The sequence below is a fragment of the Pseudarthrobacter sp. MDT1-40-2 genome, assembly GCF_059383595.1.
The window spans coordinates 561,345-580,949 of record NZ_JBWZCL010000001.1 but is presented as its reverse complement, the minus strand read 5'-3'; the positions used below and the strand labels follow the sequence as shown (position 1 = coordinate 580,949).

Genomic DNA, 19,605 nt, shown 5'->3' with positions numbered 1-19,605 from the left:
CCTGTCAGGCATTACGCCGGCGGGGCCATTCTTTTAGAGCTTCCCCTGGTTCCTAGTATTCTCGTTGGCAGAGACCCGCCGGATTGGTAGCTTCGGCGGGCCGTTCTCGAGAGGAATGCTTTAATGTCCACACCCGCGAAGAAGCCGGGCGCCCTGAGCAGCAGATCCACCCAGAGCCGCAGGTCCAGGTTGTATTGGGGCGTGCCGGGGGTGCTGGTGGCGCTGGTCCTGCTGGTGCTGCTGGCCAGGTGGCTGGTAACCCTGGACCCGGTAGCGGCGTTCCTGCAGGAGTATTCCGGCCACAGCAGCCTCCCTGAGGGCGCACCCGTAGGATTTCCGGCTTGGCTGGGGTGGCAGCACTTCCTGAACGGGTTCTTCCTGCTGCTGATTATCCGCTCGGGCTGGCAGGTCCGGACCACCACGCGGCCGAGTGGCCGCTGGACCCGGAACAATAAGGGTCTCCTGCGCACCAAAAGGCCGCCAACCACCATTACGCTCGAATTGTGGTTCCACCTGCTCTTGGATGTGTTGTGGATCATCAATGGCGTCGTATTTGCCATTTTGCTCTTTGCCACAGGTCAGTGGATGCGAATCGTTCCCACCAGTTGGGATGTGTTCCCCAATGCCCTTTCAGCGGCGCTGCAATACGCTTCGCTGAACTGGCCCACCGAGAATGGCTGGATCAACTACAACGCCCTGCAACTCCTGGCCTACTTCGCTACTGTGTTTATCGCGGCCCCGCTGGCGTTCATCACCGGCCTTCGGATGTCAGCAGCCTGGCCGGCCAAGGCCAAGGGCCTCAACCGCGCCTACCCGATTGAAGTGGCCAGGGCGGTGCATTTCCCGGTCATGATCTACTTCGTGGCGTTTATCGTTGTCCACGTCTTCCTGGTCCTTGCCACAGGTGCTTTGCGCAACCTCAACCACATGTACGCGGGTACCGACGGCGAGGGCTGGCTGGGTTTCTGGTTGTTCCTCGCCTCGGTAGCAGTCATGGCTGCCGCGTGGTTCCTGGCGAAGCCCATTTTCCTGCGGCCCATTGCTTCGCTGATGGGCAAGGTCAGCCGCTAGGCCCCGTTAGCCATTAATAGAAGAGGACCGGAATTCTCTACGAATTCCGGTCCTCTTGCTGTGAGGCGTCGTGCGGGTGTCTACAGCTTGTCGAAATCTGCTTCGTCAACGGTGCTGTCGCTGGTCTGGGCTGCCCCGGACGCGCCTGCTGCGCCAATGGCAGGTTTGGCGCCGCCGTTCTTCAGAGCGGCCAGGCGGGCCTCAATTTCGACCTGCTCGCCGAGGTCCTCCAGCTGGTTGAACTGGGCGTCAAGACTGGACGAGGCAAGCTCCTGCTGCCCCCGCACCTTGGCTTCTTCGCGGCGGATCTTCTCTTCGAAGCGGCCGACCTCGCTGGTGGGGTCCAGAATGTCGATGCTCTTGATGGCATCGTGGACCTGGGACTGCGCGGCGGCTGTCTTGGAACGCGCCACCAGCTCGTTGCGCTTGCTGGTGAGCTGGTTCAGCTTGCCCTTCATCTGGTCCAGGCCGGTCTTGAGCTTCTCCACCACCTCTTCCTGCGAAGCGATGCTGGGTTCTGCGCCTTTCGCTTCGTTCTCTGCGGCCATCTGACGCTGCAGGGCTACCTTTGCGAGATTGTCGAACTTCTGCGCGTCCGCTGCGTTACCGCTGGAACGGAGCTCATCTGCCTTACGTGAAGCGGCCAGCGCTTTGTTGCCCCAATCCTGTGCGTTCTTGACGTCCTCGCGGTAGTCGTCCTGCAGCATTCGAAGGTTGCCAATGGTCTGAGCGACGGCGGATTCAGCCTCGGCAATGTTGTTGGTGTAGTCGCGGACCATCTGGTCCAGCATTTTCTGGGGATCCTCGGCGTTGTCCAGCAGCGAATTAATGTTCGCTTTTGCCAGCTGTGAAATTCGGCCGAAGATGGACTGCTTAACCATAATGTTGCCTTTCGTCCCGCTCAGTGGTGGCCACTGAAATCAGTGATCAGTTGTTGTACCGCTTCTACACGTTGCGCAGCCCGGGCCACCCAACGCTGGTTCTGTTACGCCCGGGGCTAGAAATCACCGCCGCCGCCGGAGTCTCCGCCCCAGCCGCCGCCCGCATCGCCGCCCCAGTCGCCGCCGCCGCCGTCGCTGTGGCCGCCGCCCCAGCCGCCGCCACCGCCAAGTATGGAGTTAATGAGGATGCCACCAAGAATGGCTCCACCGAGCCCGCCGCCGCCACCGCCACCGAACATGCCGCCGCCGTAGCCCTGGTTGGCATAGCCCTGGTTGCCGTAGCCGAAATTGTCGACGTCCGCTTGGGCCAAATGGGCAGCCTGCACAGCAAGGGCATGCGCCTGCTGGGCGTAGGTGAGTGCCGTGACCGGATCGGTGCGGGAGATGGACAGCGCATAGTCGAGATTTCGCTGCGATTCTGCCAAGCGGGTCCTTGCCTCTGTACCTACGCCGCCGCGGCGTGCGGTGATGTAGTCCGAGGTGGCGCTGATCTGGGCCTGCGCTGCCATGATGGCCTGCTGCAGGGATGCCTGAGCGCGCCGTGCCTGCTCCTGGTTGTCACGGATGCCTGTCAGCGCCTGGTCCAGTGACTGATGGGCGGTTTCGACGCGCTGCAGGGTGGCGATCGGATCGATCTTGCCGCCGTCGATTTCGGATTTCACCTGGCCTAGAACGGCTTCTATTCCAGCCACGGGTCCTGCAAGCTCCGGATGAGCACCCGACTGGACCATGGCTCGTGCCTGTGCGAGGTCCCGGGACGTGTCCACTACGGCTGCTTCGAGTCCCCGGTGCGCCTCGTCCAGGCTGCCGGACACCTTGGTGATCGCGTCAAGCAGCACGTTGGTCTGGTGGAGTCCTTCCTCAGCTGCGCGGACGGCCACCGCAGCCAGCCCGGCCTCGCCGGCATCGAGCTTTTCCCGGCCTGAGCCAACTGCGGTCCGCACGAAATCGATGCGTTCCTTGGCCTGGCTGATGTTGTCCGATACCTGGACCAGGGCACTTTCGGCGTATTTGGTACGCAGGATTTCGAGCGATTGCTCAGCGCCGGAGATCTTGGACGCTGCCTTCTGCAGCCCATCCTCAACGCTGGCGAGTGCCCGGGGAGCATTCTTTTCGAGTTCGCGGAGGGAATCGAAGTCGGCCTTCTGCTCGTCGAGGGATGCCAGTGCGGCCTCTGAACGGCGGATAATTTCGCCCAGCCAGCTGCGCTGCTGTTCTTCGGTATCCGGAATGTGATCGTCCAGCTGTTGCTGCAGCTTGAAGGACTCGCTCATGTGCGCCTTGGCATCTTTCAACGCCTTGGTGAAGTTTCCGACGGCGGCATCGCCGTATTGCGCCTGCGCGAAGCCGAGCTCCTGCTCACTGGAGGTGATGGCGTTGTCTGCCTCGATCAGCAGGGAACCACTCTTCTTGCGAAGGTCCTCGATGCTGAGCCCGGCCAGCGGGTCAGCCTTCTGCCCCTGCGCGGCATGTCCGGTGCCGGCGTGCTGGCTCGCCTGGCCGGCCTTCTTCCGCCGGTTGCGCAGGTAAAGGTAGGTTCCTGCGCCGCCCGCGGCAACAACAGCGCCCACGCCTACAAGGACGCCGGCACTGGTGCCAGATTCATCCAAGGTGCCCTTGCCGCCTTCAGCGGCGTTGCCAACAGCGGTGGCGGCATCAATGGCGGCCTGCGGGTAGTTTCCCTGGCCGAGCTGCGGATTGATGACTTCCTGTTCGATGGTGCGGCGCTGCTCGGCAGTAATTTTGCTGTCGCCTGGAGCATTAAGGATGTACTGGCGGGCATCCGGGGCTGTGGCTACCGCCAGGAGCAGGGCATTTGATCCCAAGTCAGCAGCTTGGGCTACTTCGTCCGTCCATGCCTCGCGGTCCGCTGGATTTTCGAAGCGGTCGACAAAGACCACGTGCAACACCGTGGCATGCTCGGTGCCAAGCTTCTTGATAGCTTCTTCGACCTCATCAGCGCGGCCACCTAAAACGCCCGCGGAGTCCACGATCTTGGTTTCCTTATTGAGGGTGACTGGCTCCTCAGCCCAGGCCGCAGCGGCCGGAGCCATCAACAAACCGGCAAGGCCGAGGCCGGCGAGAATACCTTTGAACTTTGACCGCATGTGCAACCCTTCAGCACGCCAGACACCGATCCGGGACGAATCGGTCGTCGCAGAATCCAGCAGCGCCCCCACGCAGGTGTGTAGCCGCAGGTCGCTGTGGCATTCCATTTGATTCTATGGTGCACCGGATATCCCGTCCACAGCGCCGAATATGCCACTAGCGAAACCCATCTTTAGAAGCTTTAAAAGGGCCCCAAGGGCTTGAGAAGCTCTCAGGAAGCTTCCAGCAAATGCTCGCCCGGATCCCAGCAGGAGGGTCCATAGTTAAGGGCAGACGAGCACGAGAGGAATTCCAATGACTGAGAACCCGAGGCAAGACGAACGACCGGAAAATGACGGTCCGGTAAACGACGTCCCTGAACAGGCAGCACCGGCCCGCGACGGTCACAACCAGGCGGCAGCAGAACACCAGACAGCGCCGATTGACAGTTCCGCAGTACCCCACCCCACTTTCCCCATCGAGCGGCGCGATGAAACGACGGGCTCATGGTCCCAGCCCCAGCCCCAGTACCCGGCGCGGGAGCCTTGGGCAGCTCCGGAACACGCAGATCCCCGGGGCGCGACGCCTGGGCACTCAAGCCAGCAGTACTCAAACCAGCAGTACTCCCACCAGCAATATCCCGGGCAGCAGCATTCAGCTCCGGGAAGCAGCTTTGGCCCCGCGTACACCCAGCCCAAGCGCAAGGCAGGCTTCGGGGTCGGGACCCTGGTGGCCAGCATCCTGGCGGCTGGCCTGGTGGGTGGCGGCGTCGCGGCCGTGGGCCTCGGGAACGGCTTCGACAACAGCAGTGCACCCCTCAGCGGGGGCTCGCAGCAGGAAACCGTGATCGTCAACAACACGGACAGCGTCAACGAGATCACTGCGGCCGCCTTGAAGGCAACGCCGAGCGTGGTGACCATCAGCGCCAGCAGCGGAAACCAAGGAGGCACGGGCTCCGGCATCATCCTTGACGATCAAGGCCATATCCTGACCAACACCCACGTGGTCACGCTGGATGGCGCAACGGCGAACGCGAATCTTGAAATCCGCACCTCGGACGGCCGCGTTATCGCGGCCAGCCTGGTGGGAACAGACCCGTTGTCCGATCTGGCGGTGATTAAGGCCGAGGATCCTTCCGGCCTGACCCCTGCCACCCTGGGAGATTCAAGCGCCCTCAACGTCGGCGATACTGCCATTGCCATTGGTTCCCCGTTGGGCCTCACTGGCACCGTGACCGACGGCATCGTATCCACGCTGAACCGGACCATCAGTGTTGCTTCTGCCGCTGCCCCGGAAAACGGCGACGAGACCGAAGGTGAGGATGGCGAAGGCTTCCAGTTCGCCCCGCCCGGGGGAGGTACACCGAACGCGGCCAGCAGTTCGATCGCCATCAACGTCATCCAGACGGACGCGGCGATCAACCCCGGCAACTCAGGCGGCGCGCTCGTGAACAGCAAGGGTGAGGTCATCGGCGTCAATGTGGCGATCGCTTCGGCGGGCTCCGAGGCTTCCTCGAGCACGGGCAACATCGGGGTCGGCTTCAGCATCCCGATCAACCATGCCAAGCGCATTGCGCAGGAAATTGTGGACAATGGCGAGGCCAGTCACGGCCAGCTTGGCGTCAGCGTGAAGGGAAAGACCGCTTCCTCGACCCCCTCGGAGTTCTCGGTAGGCGCCGAAGTGGCCACTGTGGAGCGGGGATCAGCTGCGGACAAGGCCGGCATCAAAGTCGGCGACGTCATCACCCGGCTGAACGACCGGGCGGTCAGTGAGCCGAACCAGCTCACCGCGGCAGTCCGGGAACAGGCGGGCGGTGCGGAGGTCAAGGTGACGGTGTTGCGCAACGGCCAGGAACAGACCCTGGACGTCACTCTCGGAACTGCCGAAAACTGACCAATCAGGGGGGGCACAGGGCCGAACTGAAAGCACGGCCCGACGGCGGCGACTTCCTTCCAGAAGGGGGTCGCCGCCGTCGGGCGTTGCTTGGAGACCTGCCGGTGAGACATGGGCGTTAACGCGGGCGGGAACATGTCCGGGCTTTGTGGTTAGCTAGGAGCTACCCGTGACCCGGGCAGTCCATGGCTACGCCCCAACGGGGCTGGCTACCGCAAACATGGAAGGCTGCTGTAGAAACAGTGGGAGATACATTGAAGATCATCGTCCTGGTCAAGCATGTACCGGACGCCCAGTTCGACCGACACCTCACTGGCGAGGGCCACACGATGGACCGCGCGGAGAGCATTCTTTCCGAACTGGACGAGTACGCCCTGGAAACGGCCCTGCAGTTGATTGAGGCGCGGGGCGGCAGCAAGGCAGGCAACCAGGTCATCGCCCTCAGTATGGGGCCTTCCGGTGCAGTGAATGCCGTCAAGAAATCCTTGCAGATGGGTGCCACCGAGGGCGTCCACGTCATCGATGATGCGTTGGCGGGCTCCGATGCCGCAGCCACCTCGCTGGCACTGGCGGCAGCCATCCGGCACCTCGCAGCCAGCGGGCAGGTGGACCTGGTCATTACCGGGATGGCCTCCACCGATGGCGAGACTTCGCTGGTTCCGGCGCAGCTGGCAGAGCGGCTGGCGTTGCCCCAGGTCACTTTTGCCTCATCGGTTGATGTGCAGGGAAATACCCTGGTGGCGCGTCGTGACGGCGACTTCTCCACGGATTCCATCGAGGCCTCACTGCCTGCCGTGGTTTCCGTCACGGACCAGATCAATGAACCCAGGTACCCCAACTTCAAGGGGATCATTGCCGCCAAGCGCAAGACCATCACCACGCTGACGCTTGCGGACATCGGGTTGGATCCTGCCCAGGTGGGCCACTCCGGGTCCTGGACCACCGTGGAATCCGCCGCCTCACGGCCGCCCCGCACCGCGGGAACCATCATCACTGACGAGGGCGACGCCGGCATCAAGCTGGTGGACTACCTGGCCGCCCAGAAGCTGCTCTAAGGGGAACCCACAGACATGGCAAAGGTACTTGTATTCATTGACAACCCCGGCGACGCCCTGAAAAAGGGGAGCCTGGAGCTGCTGACCATCGCGCGCGGGCTGGGGGAAGCTGCTGTAGCTGTAAGTGGCGACCTGTCGCCCGGTGCCGCTTCAGAGCTGGGAAACTACGGCGCCTCGGCAATTTACCGGTCGGCAAATGCCACCTTGGATGACTATCTCATCGGCCCTAAGGCGGCTTTCGTGGCCACGGCTGCGGCTGCCGCCCAGGCTGACACGGTCATCCTGGAAAACTCCGCGGGAAGCAAAGAAATTGCCGCCCGCGTGGGCATCCGGCTCAGCGCGGGTGTTATTACCGATGTCGTTGCCGTCGACCCGGACCGGACGGCCCACAAAGCGGTGCTGGCAGGCTCCTACACCACAGCCTGCCGGGCCACTACATCTGTAGCCGTCCTGGCCATCAAGGCAAACAGTGTGACGCCGGAGCCGGCAGCCACGTCTGTGGAGCCCGTACAACTAACAGTCGAGACGCCAGCGGATGCGTTCGCTTCCTCGGCCCGGGTGACCTCCCGGACGCCGAAAACGGCCAGCGGCCGCCCCGACCTCGTTGATGCGCGGATCGTGGTTGCCGGCGGGCGCGGAGTCGACGGCGACTTCGGTCCCGTTGAGGAGCTTGCTGACGCGCTGGGTGCCGCCGTTGGGGCTTCCCGTGCTGCCACAGACGCAGGCTGGATCAGCCACGATGCCCAGGTTGGCCAAACCGGCAAGACCGTCTCGCCTGAGCTCTACATTTCGGCAGGTATTTCGGGTGCCATCCAGCAAAAGGCCGGCATGCAGACCGCAAGGGTGATCGTTGCTGTGAACAAGGATGCTGAATCCCCGGTGTTTGAGATTGCTGATTTCGGCATCATCGGCGACCTTCACAAGGTGCTTCCGCAGGCCGCCGAGGAAATCCGGAAACGACAGGGTTCCTAGTTGTCCCGAGGACTGAACGCTGCCCTTCCGGCAGAGAGTCCGTTCAACCCCGCAACAGAGCGGGTTGAGCGGGTGCTCTGTTTTGCCGCCCATCCTGATGACATCGACTTCGGTGCTGCCGGCACGGTCGCGGCCTGGACCGCTGCCGGGGTCAAGGTCAGCTACTGCATCATGACCGACGGCGACGCCGGCGGCTTCGACCCGGAAAACCGGGACGGTATCGCGGCCCTTCGGGCTGCGGAACAGCAGGAAGCGGCAGGCCTGGCCGGAGTTTCTGATATCTATTACCTGCACCAGCGCGACGGTTACCTTGAGCCTTCACATGAGGTGATCCGTGCAGTGGTCAAGCTGATCCGGGAACTGCGGCCCGACGTCGTGCTTTCCCTGCACCCGGAGCGGAACTGGAACCGCCTGCAGAAGAGCCACCCGGACCACCTGGCGGCGGGGGAGGCCGTAACCCGGGCCATCTACCCCGCGGTGGAGAATCCTTTTGCTTATCCTGAGCTTGCGGCTGCCGGCCTGGAAGCGTACAAAGTTCCGTGGCTCTGGCTGTTCGCCGGTCCTGAGGAACGCGAGAACCACTTTGTGGATGTGTCGGCTTTCATGGATACCAAGGTCAAGGCCGTCCATGTCCACGTCTCCCAGCATCCCGATGCGGAAGCAATGGAAGAAGTGGTCCGGGCCACGCTGCTGCGCAATGGCCGGCGGGCAGGGCTGCCAGAAGGGGCAGGCGCGGAGGCCTTCCACGTGGTGCAGGTCAACGGACCGGACACGATCGCCGGGTTCTGATACTTTGCCGGGAAGTTACATCCTCGCCCCGGCAAATCCGTGCTGGCGCCAGGCTTCATACACCGCAATCGACGCTGCGTTGGCGAGGTTCAGCGAGCGCAGCGCCGGAAGCATGGGCAGCCGGAGCGTTTTGGTGACGTGTGGATCCCGCTTGATGTCTTCCGGAAGGCCGGTCGATTCCTGTCCGAACATCAGGACGTCTCCGGGAAGGTAACTGATGTCGGTGTAGGGGGCTTCGCCGTCGGCCGTGAAAGCGTAGACGCGTTCGGGTTGCAGGTGCGCCCAGGCGTCCTCGATGTTCTTGTGGACGGTCACCACGGCGAGGTCGTGATAGTCCAGGCCGGCGCGACGCAGCTTGGCATCGGAGAAATCGAAACCGAGCGGCTCCACCAGGTGCAGCTCGGCACCCGTGATGGCAGCGAGGCGGATGGCATTTCCGGTGTTGCCGGGAATTTCGGGGGTGTGGAAGAGGATGCGGAACACCGTCCAATCCTAAACTGCCTAGTGCATGCCCCTCAGCAGCCGTGCCAGAACCGGCACGTTGACCGTGTTGGGCATCGGGCCGGAAGAAAGGAACTCCTTCAGCCCGCGGCCCAGCCCGGCCGCGTTGACAACCCTGATGGGGGACGCGGCTAAGGTGCTCCGCCGGTGTTGGTCGATGATGGGCTCGTGCGGGTTCCCGCCAGGGCTCAGCACCACAGTCCAGCCGGTCACGTTCAATTCCGGGAAGACTTCCTGCATTGCGCGGACCGTTTGGGTCAGCTGCGGCGGGGCCACCGAGCGTCCACCATGCCTGAGGGTCTGGCCGTCCCACGCGTAGGCGCCTTTGGGAAGCAGCATGGAGCCCACCAGTGCCAGGCGGTAGCCGGACAGCACGGCATGGTCGATGTGGCTGTTGTCGGCCGGGGATTGGAGGCCGTTAACCAGCCGGGCTGCGGGAATCGCGGACAGCACCTGCCGGTCAATGAGCTGGACGGTCTGCAACTCCCGCTGGATGCGTGCTTCGGCTCCGAAGATTCCGCGCTTACGCGGCATGCCGTGGACCTGCCGGCTGGCCTCGGCCAACGGAATCAGCGGCACCTCGGCCACGGCCGAACCCGGCTCAGGGTAGGGCGGCCAGTAGACGGGCGGATCGCCGGCCGTGTTGCGTGACGCTGTGGGCCGGTGAATGGTTGCCGAGGCGTGGCTGCCTGCGGCCGGAGCATCAAAATGGGCTTCCTGGGATTCCTGCTCGGCGGCAGGGCCGGTGCCGCGGGCATAGGAGCGGTCGTACGCACGCCTGCGCGCGGGGTCGATCAGGGTTTCGTAAGCCTGCGTTATCCGCCGGAATGCCGCGGCATCGCCGCCTTGGTCCGGGTGGGCCAGCCTGGCGGCCTTACGGTATGCCACCTTGACCTCCTTGTCCGTTGCGGTAACGGCAATACGGAGGACCTGGTAGTGCGAGATGGTGCTCTCAGTCAAGCAAGTATCCTTCGGTTCCGGTAGCCCTGCCCCGTCGCCCGGGAGGGCACGCCCATAGTAACGGGCCTGCTGGTTCAACGATTGCACGGATGCCCGGGGTTCCCGGTATGCACTGATCCGCTACGCCCGCGGCATAATCCGCAGCTGTGGTCTGAGGTTGGCTTTGCCGAATGCAGCCGCGGCCCCGTCTAGAATCTTTCAGGGACGGCAGACCGGACCCGCCATGACTTAGTGGGGTAGATGTGGACGAGACGAACAAGAGGCCAGGGCAGCGGAACCGGCTGCGGCGCCGCCGGGTGCTCAGGCCCTTCCTGTTTGGTGTTGTTGTCCTGGCCGCCTCCGGCTGCTCCGTTGACATTCCGGACCCCACCGCGCCTGCGCCCGTGGCTGCCACCCCCGGGCTTGCCACGCCGACCATCACTCCAGGACACGACGCCGCGGCAGTTGCGGCCGCAGACATGCCCTTTGCTGCCGGAGGGACGCTGGCCAGGGGAGTACCGGTAGGTATCTCTGATGGGCTGAAGGAGGCGCCGGGCTGGACACTGGTCAAGGAGAACGTGGCAGGGGAATCCCAGTATCAACGGGTCGATGGCTGCCTGGTGGCAGCTAAAGTACGCACCAACCAGTGGCCGCTCGTGTCCACGGATGACCACGCCTCAACCGTTGCGCTCTTCAAATACCTGGACGCCACCATCCTGCCGGAGTACCTCACCACCCGGACCTTGCGCTGGGGCGGCGACCTGGACAAGCCGGGACCCGCCGTCGAAGTTCTCCAGCTTGAGCGGCCTGCTGCCGGTGGGGCCAAACCCACGGCAGTACTGGCGCGGCTCTTCGGCACCGCTGGCTCCAGTATCTACATCTCGATTACCTGTAACGACGCCGCAGCTGTCGCCAGCGCCCGCACAGACGTCCAGGAACGCCTCCTGGTGGTTCCACCCTCGAACTGATGGGGCAGGTGCAGCTTCCCCACGGCCGATCCAGCGCCCGGGGTGCCAGCCCCCGACGCCAGGAACGCGGCTAGAATTGGGGGGTGCCTGTTTACCTTGACCACGCCGCCACCACGCCTCTGTCTGCTGAGGCGCTGGCCGCTCTGACGAGGGAGCTCACCCGCACCGGCAACCCCTCTTCCCTGCACGGGGCAGGCCGACGCGCCCGCCGTTCGGTGGAAGACGCCCGCGAAACCATTGCCGCGGCAGCCGGAGCCCATCCCTCGGAGGTGATCTTCACCTCCGGAGGCACCGAATCTGACAACCTCGCAGTGAAGGGGCTGTTCTGGTCGCGGTCTGCTGAAAACCCGTCCCGCCGGCGCATCCTCTGCTCCGCCGTCGAACATCATGCGGTGCTGGACACCGTGGAGTGGCTGGAACGTCATGAGCACGCGCAGGTCACCTGGCTGCCGGTGGACAGCGAAGGGGTGGTGGACCTGGACGTCCTTGAGTCTGAACTCGCTAACGACCCCCAAAGCATCGCCCTCGTTTCGGTGATGTGGGCCAACAACGAGGTGGGAACCATCCAGCCCATCAGCCACATCGTGGAACTGGCGCACGCGGCAGGAGTTCCGGTCCATTCCGACGCCGTGCAGGCCTTCGGCTCCGTGCCGGTTGACTTCAGGGCCTCCGGGCTGGACGCCATGTCCATATCCGGCCACAAGATCGGCGGCCCGGTGGGCGTTGGCGCGCTGCTGCTGGGGCGTGCCGTGAAGCTCACACCCGTCCAGCACGGCGGCGGGCAGGAACGGGACGTGCGGTCAGGGACCTTGGACACCGCGTCCATTGCCGCCTTTGCGGCCGCGGCCCAGGGCGCCACAGCTGCCCTTTCCGCGGAGTCTGCCCGGATCGCGGCCCTGCGGGATGAACTGATCGACGGCGTCCTGGCGGCAGTACCGGACGCTGTGTTGCGCGGAGCCCCGGGAGCCGGCCGGCTGCCCGGAAACGCCCATTTCACGTTTCCCGGCTGCGAAGGCGATTCGCTCCTGTTCCTGCTGGACCTGGTTGGTGTGGAGTCCTCCACCGGATCCGCCTGCACGGCGGGAGTGCCGCGGCCCTCCCATGTGTTGCTGGCCATGGGACTTGACGAGGAAACCGCCCGCGGAGCCCAGCGGTTCACGCTGGGCCACAGCTCGACAAAGGCTGACGTCCAGGCCCTGCTCGCCGCGCTGCCCAACGCCTACGCCCGGGCCCGGCAGGCCGGAATGGCGGGGCACGAATCGTCCATCCAGACGGCCGGCACCGTGGGGCGCAGCGGGCTCTGACGGTTTCTTTCCGGCTGCCCGGATGCCGGCTACGCCGTCCGGTAATCGCGGCTTGTGCGTTGAGGCCCTAGAATGTTAAGGCAGGTTGAGGCCTGCGATGACCTCCCAGCCTTCCCCACCAGAAAGCCAGCATGCGAGTTTTAGCAGCCATGAGCGGCGGAGTTGACTCCGCTGTAGCCGCAGCACGAGCCGTGGAGGCGGGTCACGACGTCGTCGGGGTCCATCTGGCGCTGTCCCGCATGCCCGGGACGTTGCGCACCGGCAGCCGCGGCTGCTGCACCATCGAAGATTCCCGCGATGCCTGGCGGGCCTGCGATGTGCTGGGTATCCCGTACTACGTATGGGACTTCTCGGAGCGCTTCAAGGAAGACGTGGTCCAGGACTTCATTGATGAGTACGCCGCCGGCCGGACCCCCAATCCCTGCATGCGCTGCAACGAGCGCATCAAATTCGCTGCCCTGCTGGAAAAGGCCATCGCCCTCGGTTTTGACGCCGTCTGCACCGGGCACTATGCCAAGGTCATCAAGGATGCTGACGGAAACCCGGAACTCCACCGCGCCGCAGACTGGGCCAAGGACCAAAGTTACGTGCTGGGTGTGCTGACCCACGAGCAGTTACAGCACTCCATGTTCCCGCTCGCGGACACCCCGTCCAAGGCAGAGGTACGTGCAGAAGCCGAGCGCCGGGGCCTTTCTGTCGCCAACAAGCCCGACAGCCACGACATCTGCTTCATTCCCGACGGCGACACCGCCGGCTGGCTCGCGGAAAAGATCGACATGACCACCGGTGACATCGTGGATGAGACCGGGGCCAAGGTGGGTGAGCACCCGGGAGCCAACGCCTTCACCGTGGGTCAGCGGCGTGGCCTGAAGCTGGGTACTCCAGCTGCCGATGGCAAGCCACGCTTTGTCCTGGAGATCCGCCCCAAAGAGAACAAGGTAGTGGTTGGCCCCGAGGCACTCCTCGCCATTGATGAGATCCGGGGCATCAAGGTGTCCTGGGCAGGGCTTCCCATTGCCGAGATCGGTACCGGTGCGGAATTCGACTGCTTCGCCCAGGTGCGTGCGCACGGCGATCCTGTTCCAGCCACCGCCTGGATGGAACGCCCTGGCGGTCATGACTCCGAAGCGTCGGCCAAACTGGTCGTCCGGTTGACCAATCCACTGCGCGGCGTGGCACCCGGGCAGACGGTTGTCCTTTACCAGGGCAGCCGGGTGCTGGGCCAGGCGACCATCGACACCGCACGGTCCTTGCAGCGCGCCGAGCTCGGCTGATGTGCCCCACCATCGGATACGGGAAATAACCCAAGGATCCGGTACTGAGAGCCGACTCGTGTAAATTTTGTGTCTCGAGTCACAGGAATCGCGCAAATTTACCGTTTCATCTGAAAACTTTCTGGTTGAATCAGGGAATCAGATCCGCTTGCCGCCCCCGGGTCCACAGATTCCCGGGCGGACGGCTGGCGTCTATTCATCGAACAGAAAGTTCAAGGATGACTAAGCTCAACAAATCCCTGCACAGTGCCATCGCGCTGGCAGGCGTTTCCGCGCTCGCGCTGACGGCCTGCACGGGCCCCACCGGCGGTGGCGGAGACGCCACCGACGCTGCCGGGGGTGCCATCACCTTCGGTACCACCGACAAGGTGGTCACCCTCGATCCCGCCGGTTCCTACGACGGCGGCTCCTTCATGGTGATGAACCAGATTTATCCTTTCCTGCTGAACTATGCCCCCGGAACGGCCGACGCCACCCCGGACATCGCCGAGTCAGCGTCCTTCACCAGCCCCACCGAGTACACGGTCAAGCTCAAACCGGACCTCAAGTTCGCCAATGGCAACACCCTTGATTCCTCCGATGTCGTGTTCTCCTTCGAGCGCGTTGTGGCTATCAACGATCCCAACGGCCCGGCATCGCTGTTGGCCAACATGGAAAAGGTGGAAGCCCAGGATCCCACCACGGTGGTATTCACCCTCAAAGCCGCAGATGACCAGGTTTTCCCCGGCGTCCTTGCCTCCAACCCGGGACCAATCGTCGATGAAGATGTCTTCCCGGCTGACAAGATCATGGACGATGACGCGATCATCGAAGCGAAGCCATTCGCCGGCCAGTACACAATCGACAGCTACCAGAAGAACGAACTGGTCAGCTTCAAGCCCAACGCCGAGTACAAGGGCCTGCTCGGTGCTGCAGTCAACAGCGGCGCCACGCTGAAGCACTACGCGGATCCGAACAACCTCAAGCTGGATGTCCAGCAGGGGAACATCGACGTCGCCGGCCGGATCCTTACTGCCACGGACGTCGCCGATCTCGAGAAGGATTCCAAGGTCAAGGTGCACAAGGGACCGGGTGGCGAGCTTCGCTACATGGTCTTCAACTTCGACACCATGCCGTTCGGTGCAAAGACGCCCGAGGCTGACCCCGCCAAGGCCTTGGCCGTGCGCCAGGCCGTGGCACACCTCGTGGACCGCGACGTCATAGCATCGCAGGTGTTCAAAGACACTTACACTCCCGTCTACTCCTACGTGCCGCAGGGCTTTGAAGGAGCAACCGAGCCGCTCAAGAGCCTGTACGGGGACGGCAACGGCAAGCCCAGCCTCGACAAGGCAAAGCAGGTGCTGGCAGATGCCGGCGTGACGTCGGCGGTGGACCTCAAGCTGCAGTACACGGACCGTTATGGAACTTCTGCGGCTGACGAGTACGCCCTGGTCAAGGAGCAGCTGGAAAAGTCGGGCCTCTTCACCGTCGACTTGAAGTCCACTGAATGGACCACCTACACCAAGGAACGCCGCGCAGACGCCTATCCCGTGTACCAGCTCGGCTGGTTCCCGGACTACTCGGATGCGGACAACTACCTCACCCCGTTCTTCATCCCGGGCAATTTCCTTGGCAATCACTATGAGAATCCGGAAGTCACCGAGGTCATCAACAAGCAACTGGTCACTACCGACAAGGCAGAGCGCGCCACGCTGATCGGCGAAGCCCAGGAGGCCATCGCAGAGGACCTTTCCACGCTGCCGCTGCTGCAGGGTGCCCAGGTCATGGTGGCAGGTACAGATGTGAAGGGTGTCGAAAAGACGCTTGACGCATCGTTCAAGACCCGTCTTGGCGTGATGTCCAAGTAAGGGTTCCAACCATCCTGTTCTGACCGCACGCGGGGCGGGACGCCCGTAGGCGTCCCGCCCTTCGTGTGGCCGAGTCGCCCGCCCCCTACAGGGAGAAGCGGGCGCCTGCCGTGACAATCCGAGGTAAGAATGACAACACTGATAGAGGCGCCGCCAAACGACGCGGACGGACTACTTCCAGCCTCCAAGAAATCATCAGGCGGGGGACTGGGGCAGTACATCCTGGTCCGGTTCCTGCTGATCTTCCCCACCATCTTCATCCTGGTCACCATGGTGTTTTTCCTGATGCGCATCACCGGAGACCCCATCACCGCAGCCATGGGCGGGCGGCTGCCCCAGGAGCAGCTCGAGCAGCGCATCCACGACGCCGGCTATGACAGGCCCGTGCTCATCCAGTACTTCGAGTACCTGGGCCAGCTCGCTACCGGTAATTTCGGCCGCACCATCACTGACAACCGTGCCGTCTCGGAAATGCTGACCACGTACGGCGCGGCAACCCTGGAACTGACCATCAACGCCCTGCTGGTAGCCCTGCTTGTGGGTATTCCGCTGGGCATGGTTGCGGCCCATCGGCGCGACAAGGCCCCTGACGCTGTGCTCCGGGTATTCGCCATCCTCTGCTACGCCACTCCGGTGTTCTTCGCCGGCATGCTGCTGAAACTGACGTTCTCAGTCTGGCTGGGCTGGCTGCCCGTGGCCGGCCGGGCCAGAACCTCCAGTGAACTGGCCCTGACCTCACTCGCATCCCCCACGGGAATTTACTGGCTGGATGCCCTGCGCAGCGGCAACATGGCGGCCTTCGGTGACGTTGTCTCGCACGCCATACTGCCGGCCGTTGCTCTGGGACTGCTGACTGCGGGAATCTTCCTGCGGCTGGTGCGCACCAACGTGATCGGCACGCTGGGCAAGGACTACATCGAAGCCGGCCGTTCACGCGGCGTGAGCGAGTTCCGGCTGGTGACGAAGCATGCGTACAAGCCGGCCCTGATCCCCATCATCACCGTGATGGGCCTTCAGATAGCAGTGATGCTGGGCGGTGCCGTCCTGACCGAAAAGACCTTTGAATGGAAGGGCCTGGGCTTCCAGCTGGCCAACTATTTGACGGCCCGGGATTTCGTGGCCGTCCAGGGAATCGTGGTGCTGCTCGCCATCATTGTGGCCCTGACCAACTTCATCGTGGACATCATCGCCGCGCTGATCGACCCCCGGGTGAGGTACTGATGACAACGACACCAAGCCTCGAACCGGTAGTGAATCCGCGGTCTCCCCTCTACCGCCGGTTACCCGTGGTCTCGCACTTCAATAAGAGCGTTGGCCTGCAGCGCGGCATGCTCGTGGCCGGCCTGATCATTACGGCAGGATTTCTCCTGACGGCCATCTTCGCACCACTGCTGGCACCCTTCGGCTTTGCCCAGCTCTCCGACGCCGACGGCAATTTCCCCACGCAGCAGTCACCGGGCGGCAAACACCTCCTCGGCACCACGGTAGGCGGCTACGACGTCCTGTCCCGGGTTGTGTGGGGTTCACAGACGGCCGTGTTCGTGATTGTTGTTGCCGTCACGATGTCGATCATCATCGGAGTGGTGCTGGGCCTCGTCAGCGGCTACCTTGGCGGTTGGCTGGACCGGATCCTGGTGGTTATTGCTGACGCCGTTTATGCTTTCCCCTCCTTGCTGGTGGCTATCGTGATGGCCATCGTGATAAGCGGCGGGCAGTCCAGCCTGATTGGCGGCATCTTCGCCGCCGGAACAGCTATCACCCTCGTGTTTATCCCGCAGTACTTCCGCGTGATCCGTGCGGAAACCATCAGGCTCAAAGCTGAACCCTTCGTGGAATCGGCCAAGGTGGTGGGGGCATCAAACATCCGCATCATGGCCAGGCACATTTACCGCAATGCCACCCGGACGCTGCCCCTGATTTTCACGCTTAACGCATCTGAGGCAATCCTCACCCTCGCGGGCCTGGGATTCCTGGGCTTCGGCATCGAACCCAGTTCCGCCGCCGAGTGGGGCTTCGACCTGAACAAGGCGCTCGCAGACACCACGTCCGGTATCTGGTGGACGGGCTTGTTTCCTGGTCTTGCCATCGTACTGACGGTGGTGGGGCTGACCCTGGTGGGCGAAAGCATCAATGACCTCAACGATCCACGGCTCCGTGGGCGCAAGCGGGCGGCAGCGGGTGGCGCACAGCCAACAACACAAGCCGCTCAGCCGACAACACAACCTGAAGGCGGACAGTCATGAGCGTCAATATCGACCAGCCTGTCCAGGACCCTGCGGGCAAGGTACTGAGCCTGAGCCACCTCAAGGTCACGTTCGCTACCGACGGCGGTGACGTCCACGCAGTCAAGGACGTCAGCCTGGACGTAGGGGCCGGTGAAGTCGTGGCCATTGTGGGGGAGTCCGGTTCCGGTAAGACCGTGACGGCCAAGACCATTCTGGGCCTGCTGCCCGAGACCGCAATCAGCAGCGGCGCCGTCCTCATCAACGGAAACAACGTGATCAGCGTCAGCGCAGCAAAGTTGCGGCAGATCCGCGGCCGCGACGTTGCCATGGTATTCCAGGAGCCCTCCACCGCACTGAATCCGGTATTCACAGTCGGCTGGCAGATCGCCGAGGGCATCCGTGCCCACGCAAGCGGCACGGGAAAGCGCGTCTCGGCCAAGGACGCCAAGGCCAGGGCGGTCGAGGCCTTGCGGAAGGTAGGCATTCCGGATCCGGAGCAACGGGTCAACTACTACCCGCACCAGTTCTCCGGCGGTCAGAAGCAGCGCGTCGTCATCGCCGCCGCCCTGGCCCTGAATCCGGGACTGATCGTGGCGGATGAGCCAACCACCGCATTGGATGTCACCGTCCAGGCGGAAATTCTGGAACTGCTGCGTGATCTCCGGGACCAATACGGCACCTCCATTGTGCTGATCACGCACAACATGGGAGTCGTGGCCGACCTCGCGGACCGGGTAGTGGTGATGTACCAGGGCGACGTCGTGGAGGAGGCTCCTTCGCGGGCGCTCTTCGCGGAGCCGCAGCAGGAGTACACCAAACGGTTGCTGGCGGCTGTGCCTCACCTGGGACGCAACTCCGCCTCCGAAGGGCTGACCGAACGTGCGCACCAGGGTTCAAAAGTGCTGGTGGAGGCCAGGGACCTCACCATCGAGTATCCGGGCCGCCTGGGAACTCCCGCGTTCAAGGCAGTGGACAGGGTCAGCTTCACATTGTCCGAGGGAGAAGTATTCGGGTTGGTGGGCGAATCCGGATCAGGAAAAACCACCATCGGCCGTGCCATTGCCGGGCTGAACAGGACCACCGGCGGAAGCCTCAAGGTGCTGGGCTACGAGATGCTGAACCTCAGGGAGCGTACATTCAAACCGCTCCGGAAGGATATCGGCTTCGTCTTCCAGGATCCGGCGGCGTCCTTCAACCCGCAGCTGACCATCGGCGATTGTGTAGCGGAACCAATGATCATCCATACCAACCCGAGCCCGGCGCAGGCGCGCAAACGCGTGGGTGAGCTGCTTGAGTCAGTCCAGTTGCCGGCGTCGTACGCTGACCGGTACCCGCATGAGTTGTCCGGCGGGCAGCGCCAGCGTGCGTCACTGGCGCGGGCACTGATCCTGAACCCGAAGCTGCTGATCGCGGATGAGCCGACATCTGCCCTGGACGTATCGGTGCAGGCCAAGGTGCTCGAGCTCTTCAGAGAGATACAGCAGGAGTTCGGCTTCGCCGCGTTGTTCATCAGCCACGATCTCGCGGTGGTGGACATCCTTTCGCAATGGGTGGGTGTGCTCTACAAGGGCCGGCTGGTGGAGCAGGGAATCGGCAACCAGGTCATGGGTGATCCGCAGCACGAGTACACGAAGCGGCTGATCGCATCGCTGCCGGTTCCGGACCCGGATGAGCAGGCCAGGCGGCGCGAACAGCACCGCGCGCTGCTGGGCATATAGGCCGTGGGGGGGGGGGGGGG

At 63.5% G+C, this 19,605-nt stretch carries 16 protein-coding genes; 12 read left to right on the top strand and 4 right to left on the bottom strand.

All coding sequences use genetic code 11. The annotated features are described in order from the left end of the window. The first annotated feature begins 123 nt into the window (after nt 1-123). Nucleotides 124-1,071: a cytochrome b/b6 domain-containing protein gene (locus AC50X5_RS02700; protein ID WP_494974606.1), complete on the top strand. Its 948-nt coding sequence runs from the start codon at nt 124-126 to the stop codon at nt 1,069-1,071. An 80-nt stretch (nt 1,072-1,151) separates the two neighbouring features. On the opposite strand, the gene AC50X5_RS02695 is transcribed toward AC50X5_RS02700, so the two are convergent. Both AC50X5_RS02695 and AC50X5_RS02690 read right to left on the bottom strand, forming a co-directional pair. Next, nucleotides 1,152-1,952 (bottom strand): PspA/IM30 family protein, encoded by an 801-nt coding sequence (locus AC50X5_RS02695; RefSeq protein ID WP_494974605.1) that lies wholly within the window; start codon nt 1,950-1,952, stop codon nt 1,152-1,154. 116 nt (nt 1,953-2,068) lie between these two features. Then, the gene (locus AC50X5_RS02690) at nt 2,069-4,120 is read right to left on the bottom strand and encodes a TPM domain-containing protein (RefSeq protein ID WP_494974604.1); all 2,052 of its coding nucleotides are present in this window, start codon (nt 4,118-4,120) and stop codon (nt 2,069-2,071) included. Between the two features lie 295 nt (nt 4,121-4,415). Between AC50X5_RS02690 and AC50X5_RS02685 the strand changes: the two genes are divergently transcribed. From AC50X5_RS02685 to AC50X5_RS02670, 4 genes are all read left to right on the top strand, one after another. After that, the gene (locus AC50X5_RS02685) at nt 4,416-5,993 is read left to right on the top strand and encodes a S1C family serine protease (RefSeq protein WP_494974603.1); all 1,578 of its coding nucleotides are present in this window, start codon (nt 4,416-4,418) and stop codon (nt 5,991-5,993) included. 254 nt (nt 5,994-6,247) lie between these two features. Then, complete coding sequence (locus AC50X5_RS02680) at nt 6,248-7,048, top strand: electron transfer flavoprotein subunit beta/FixA family protein (RefSeq protein ID WP_494975213.1); 801 nt, start codon at nt 6,248-6,250, stop codon at nt 7,046-7,048. Between the two features lie 15 nt (nt 7,049-7,063). After that, nucleotides 7,064-8,020, top strand: a complete 957-nt coding sequence (locus AC50X5_RS02675) for an electron transfer flavoprotein subunit alpha/FixB family protein (protein WP_494974602.1) — start codon at nt 7,064-7,066, stop codon at nt 8,018-8,020. Beyond that, a complete protein-coding gene (locus AC50X5_RS02670; RefSeq protein WP_494974601.1) occupies nt 8,021-8,809 on the top strand; it encodes a PIG-L deacetylase family protein in 789 nt (262 codons plus the stop codon). It abuts the gene before it with no gap. A gap of 15 nt (nt 8,810-8,824) precedes the next feature. On the opposite strand, the gene AC50X5_RS02665 is transcribed toward AC50X5_RS02670, so the two are convergent. Beyond that, the gene (locus AC50X5_RS02665; RefSeq protein ID WP_494974600.1) at nt 8,825-9,292 is read right to left on the bottom strand and encodes a tRNA (cytidine(34)-2'-O)-methyltransferase; all 468 of its coding nucleotides are present in this window, start codon (nt 9,290-9,292) and stop codon (nt 8,825-8,827) included. An 18-nt stretch (nt 9,293-9,310) separates the two neighbouring features. Continuing rightward, nucleotides 9,311-10,270 (bottom strand): J domain-containing protein, encoded by a 960-nt coding sequence (locus tag AC50X5_RS02660; protein ID WP_494974599.1) that lies wholly within the window; start codon nt 10,268-10,270, stop codon nt 9,311-9,313. Between the two features lie 242 nt (nt 10,271-10,512). On the opposite strand from AC50X5_RS02660, the gene AC50X5_RS02655 reads away from it, so the two are divergent. The 7 genes from AC50X5_RS02655 (at nt 10,513) to AC50X5_RS02625 (ending at nt 19,585) form a co-directional block, all read left to right on the top strand. Beyond that, nucleotides 10,513-11,217 (top strand): hypothetical protein, encoded by a 705-nt coding sequence (locus tag AC50X5_RS02655; protein WP_494974598.1) that lies wholly within the window; start codon nt 10,513-10,515, stop codon nt 11,215-11,217. An 83-nt stretch (nt 11,218-11,300) separates the two neighbouring features. Beyond that, the gene (locus AC50X5_RS02650) at nt 11,301-12,521 is read left to right on the top strand and encodes a cysteine desulfurase family protein (RefSeq protein ID WP_494974597.1); all 1,221 of its coding nucleotides are present in this window, start codon (nt 11,301-11,303) and stop codon (nt 12,519-12,521) included. A 131-nt stretch (nt 12,522-12,652) separates the two neighbouring features. Then, nucleotides 12,653-13,795, top strand: coding sequence for a tRNA 2-thiouridine(34) synthase MnmA (gene mnmA / locus AC50X5_RS02645; RefSeq protein ID WP_494974596.1), 1,143 nt, complete (start codon nt 12,653-12,655; stop codon nt 13,793-13,795). A 218-nt stretch (nt 13,796-14,013) separates the two neighbouring features. After that, complete coding sequence (locus AC50X5_RS02640) at nt 14,014-15,642, top strand: ABC transporter substrate-binding protein (RefSeq protein ID WP_494974595.1); 1,629 nt, start codon at nt 14,014-14,016, stop codon at nt 15,640-15,642. Nucleotides 15,643-15,771: 129 nt separating this feature from the next. Then, nucleotides 15,772-16,863: an ABC transporter permease gene (locus tag AC50X5_RS02635; RefSeq protein ID WP_494974594.1), complete on the top strand. Its 1,092-nt coding sequence runs from the start codon at nt 15,772-15,774 to the stop codon at nt 16,861-16,863. Further along, a complete protein-coding gene (locus tag AC50X5_RS02630; RefSeq protein WP_494974593.1) occupies nt 16,863-17,885 on the top strand; it encodes an ABC transporter permease in 1,023 nt (340 codons plus the stop codon). The genes AC50X5_RS02635 and AC50X5_RS02630 overlap by 1 nt, the downstream gene beginning before the upstream one ends. Beyond that, nucleotides 17,882-19,585 carry an ABC transporter ATP-binding protein gene (locus AC50X5_RS02625; protein ID WP_494974592.1) on the top strand — a complete coding sequence of 568 codons (1,704 nt, stop codon included), beginning with the start codon at nt 17,882-17,884 and terminating at the stop codon, nt 19,583-19,585. Before AC50X5_RS02630 ends, AC50X5_RS02625 begins: the two co-directional genes overlap by 4 nt. The last annotated feature ends 20 nt before the right edge of the window (nt 19,586-19,605 follow it).

Bases quoted from the DNA above. Each gene is read 5' to 3' on its own strand.
- AC50X5_RS02640 (WP_494974595.1), top strand. From the start codon at position 14,014: ATGACTAAGCTCAACAAATCCCTGCACAGTGCCATCGCGCTGGCAGGC.
- AC50X5_RS02675 (WP_494974602.1), top strand. From the start codon at position 7,064: ATGGCAAAGGTACTTGTATTCATTGACAACCCCGGCGACGCCCTGAAA.
- AC50X5_RS02685 (WP_494974603.1), top strand. From the start codon at position 4,416: ATGACTGAGAACCCGAGGCAAGACGAACGACCGGAAAATGACGGTCCG.
- mnmA (WP_494974596.1), top strand. From the start codon at position 12,653: ATGCGAGTTTTAGCAGCCATGAGCGGCGGAGTTGACTCCGCTGTAGCC.
- AC50X5_RS02630 (WP_494974593.1), top strand. From the start codon at position 16,863: ATGACAACGACACCAAGCCTCGAACCGGTAGTGAATCCGCGGTCTCCC.
- AC50X5_RS02635 (WP_494974594.1), top strand. From the start codon at position 15,772: ATGACAACACTGATAGAGGCGCCGCCAAACGACGCGGACGGACTACTT.
- AC50X5_RS02690 (WP_494974604.1), bottom strand. From the start codon at position 4,120: ATGCGGTCAAAGTTCAAAGGTATTCTCGCCGGCCTCGGCCTTGCCGGT.
- AC50X5_RS02700 (WP_494974606.1), top strand. From the start codon at position 124: ATGTCCACACCCGCGAAGAAGCCGGGCGCCCTGAGCAGCAGATCCACC.
- AC50X5_RS02695 (WP_494974605.1), bottom strand. From the start codon at position 1,952: ATGGTTAAGCAGTCCATCTTCGGCCGAATTTCACAGCTGGCAAAAGCG.
- AC50X5_RS02625 (WP_494974592.1), top strand. From the start codon at position 17,882: ATGAGCGTCAATATCGACCAGCCTGTCCAGGACCCTGCGGGCAAGGTA.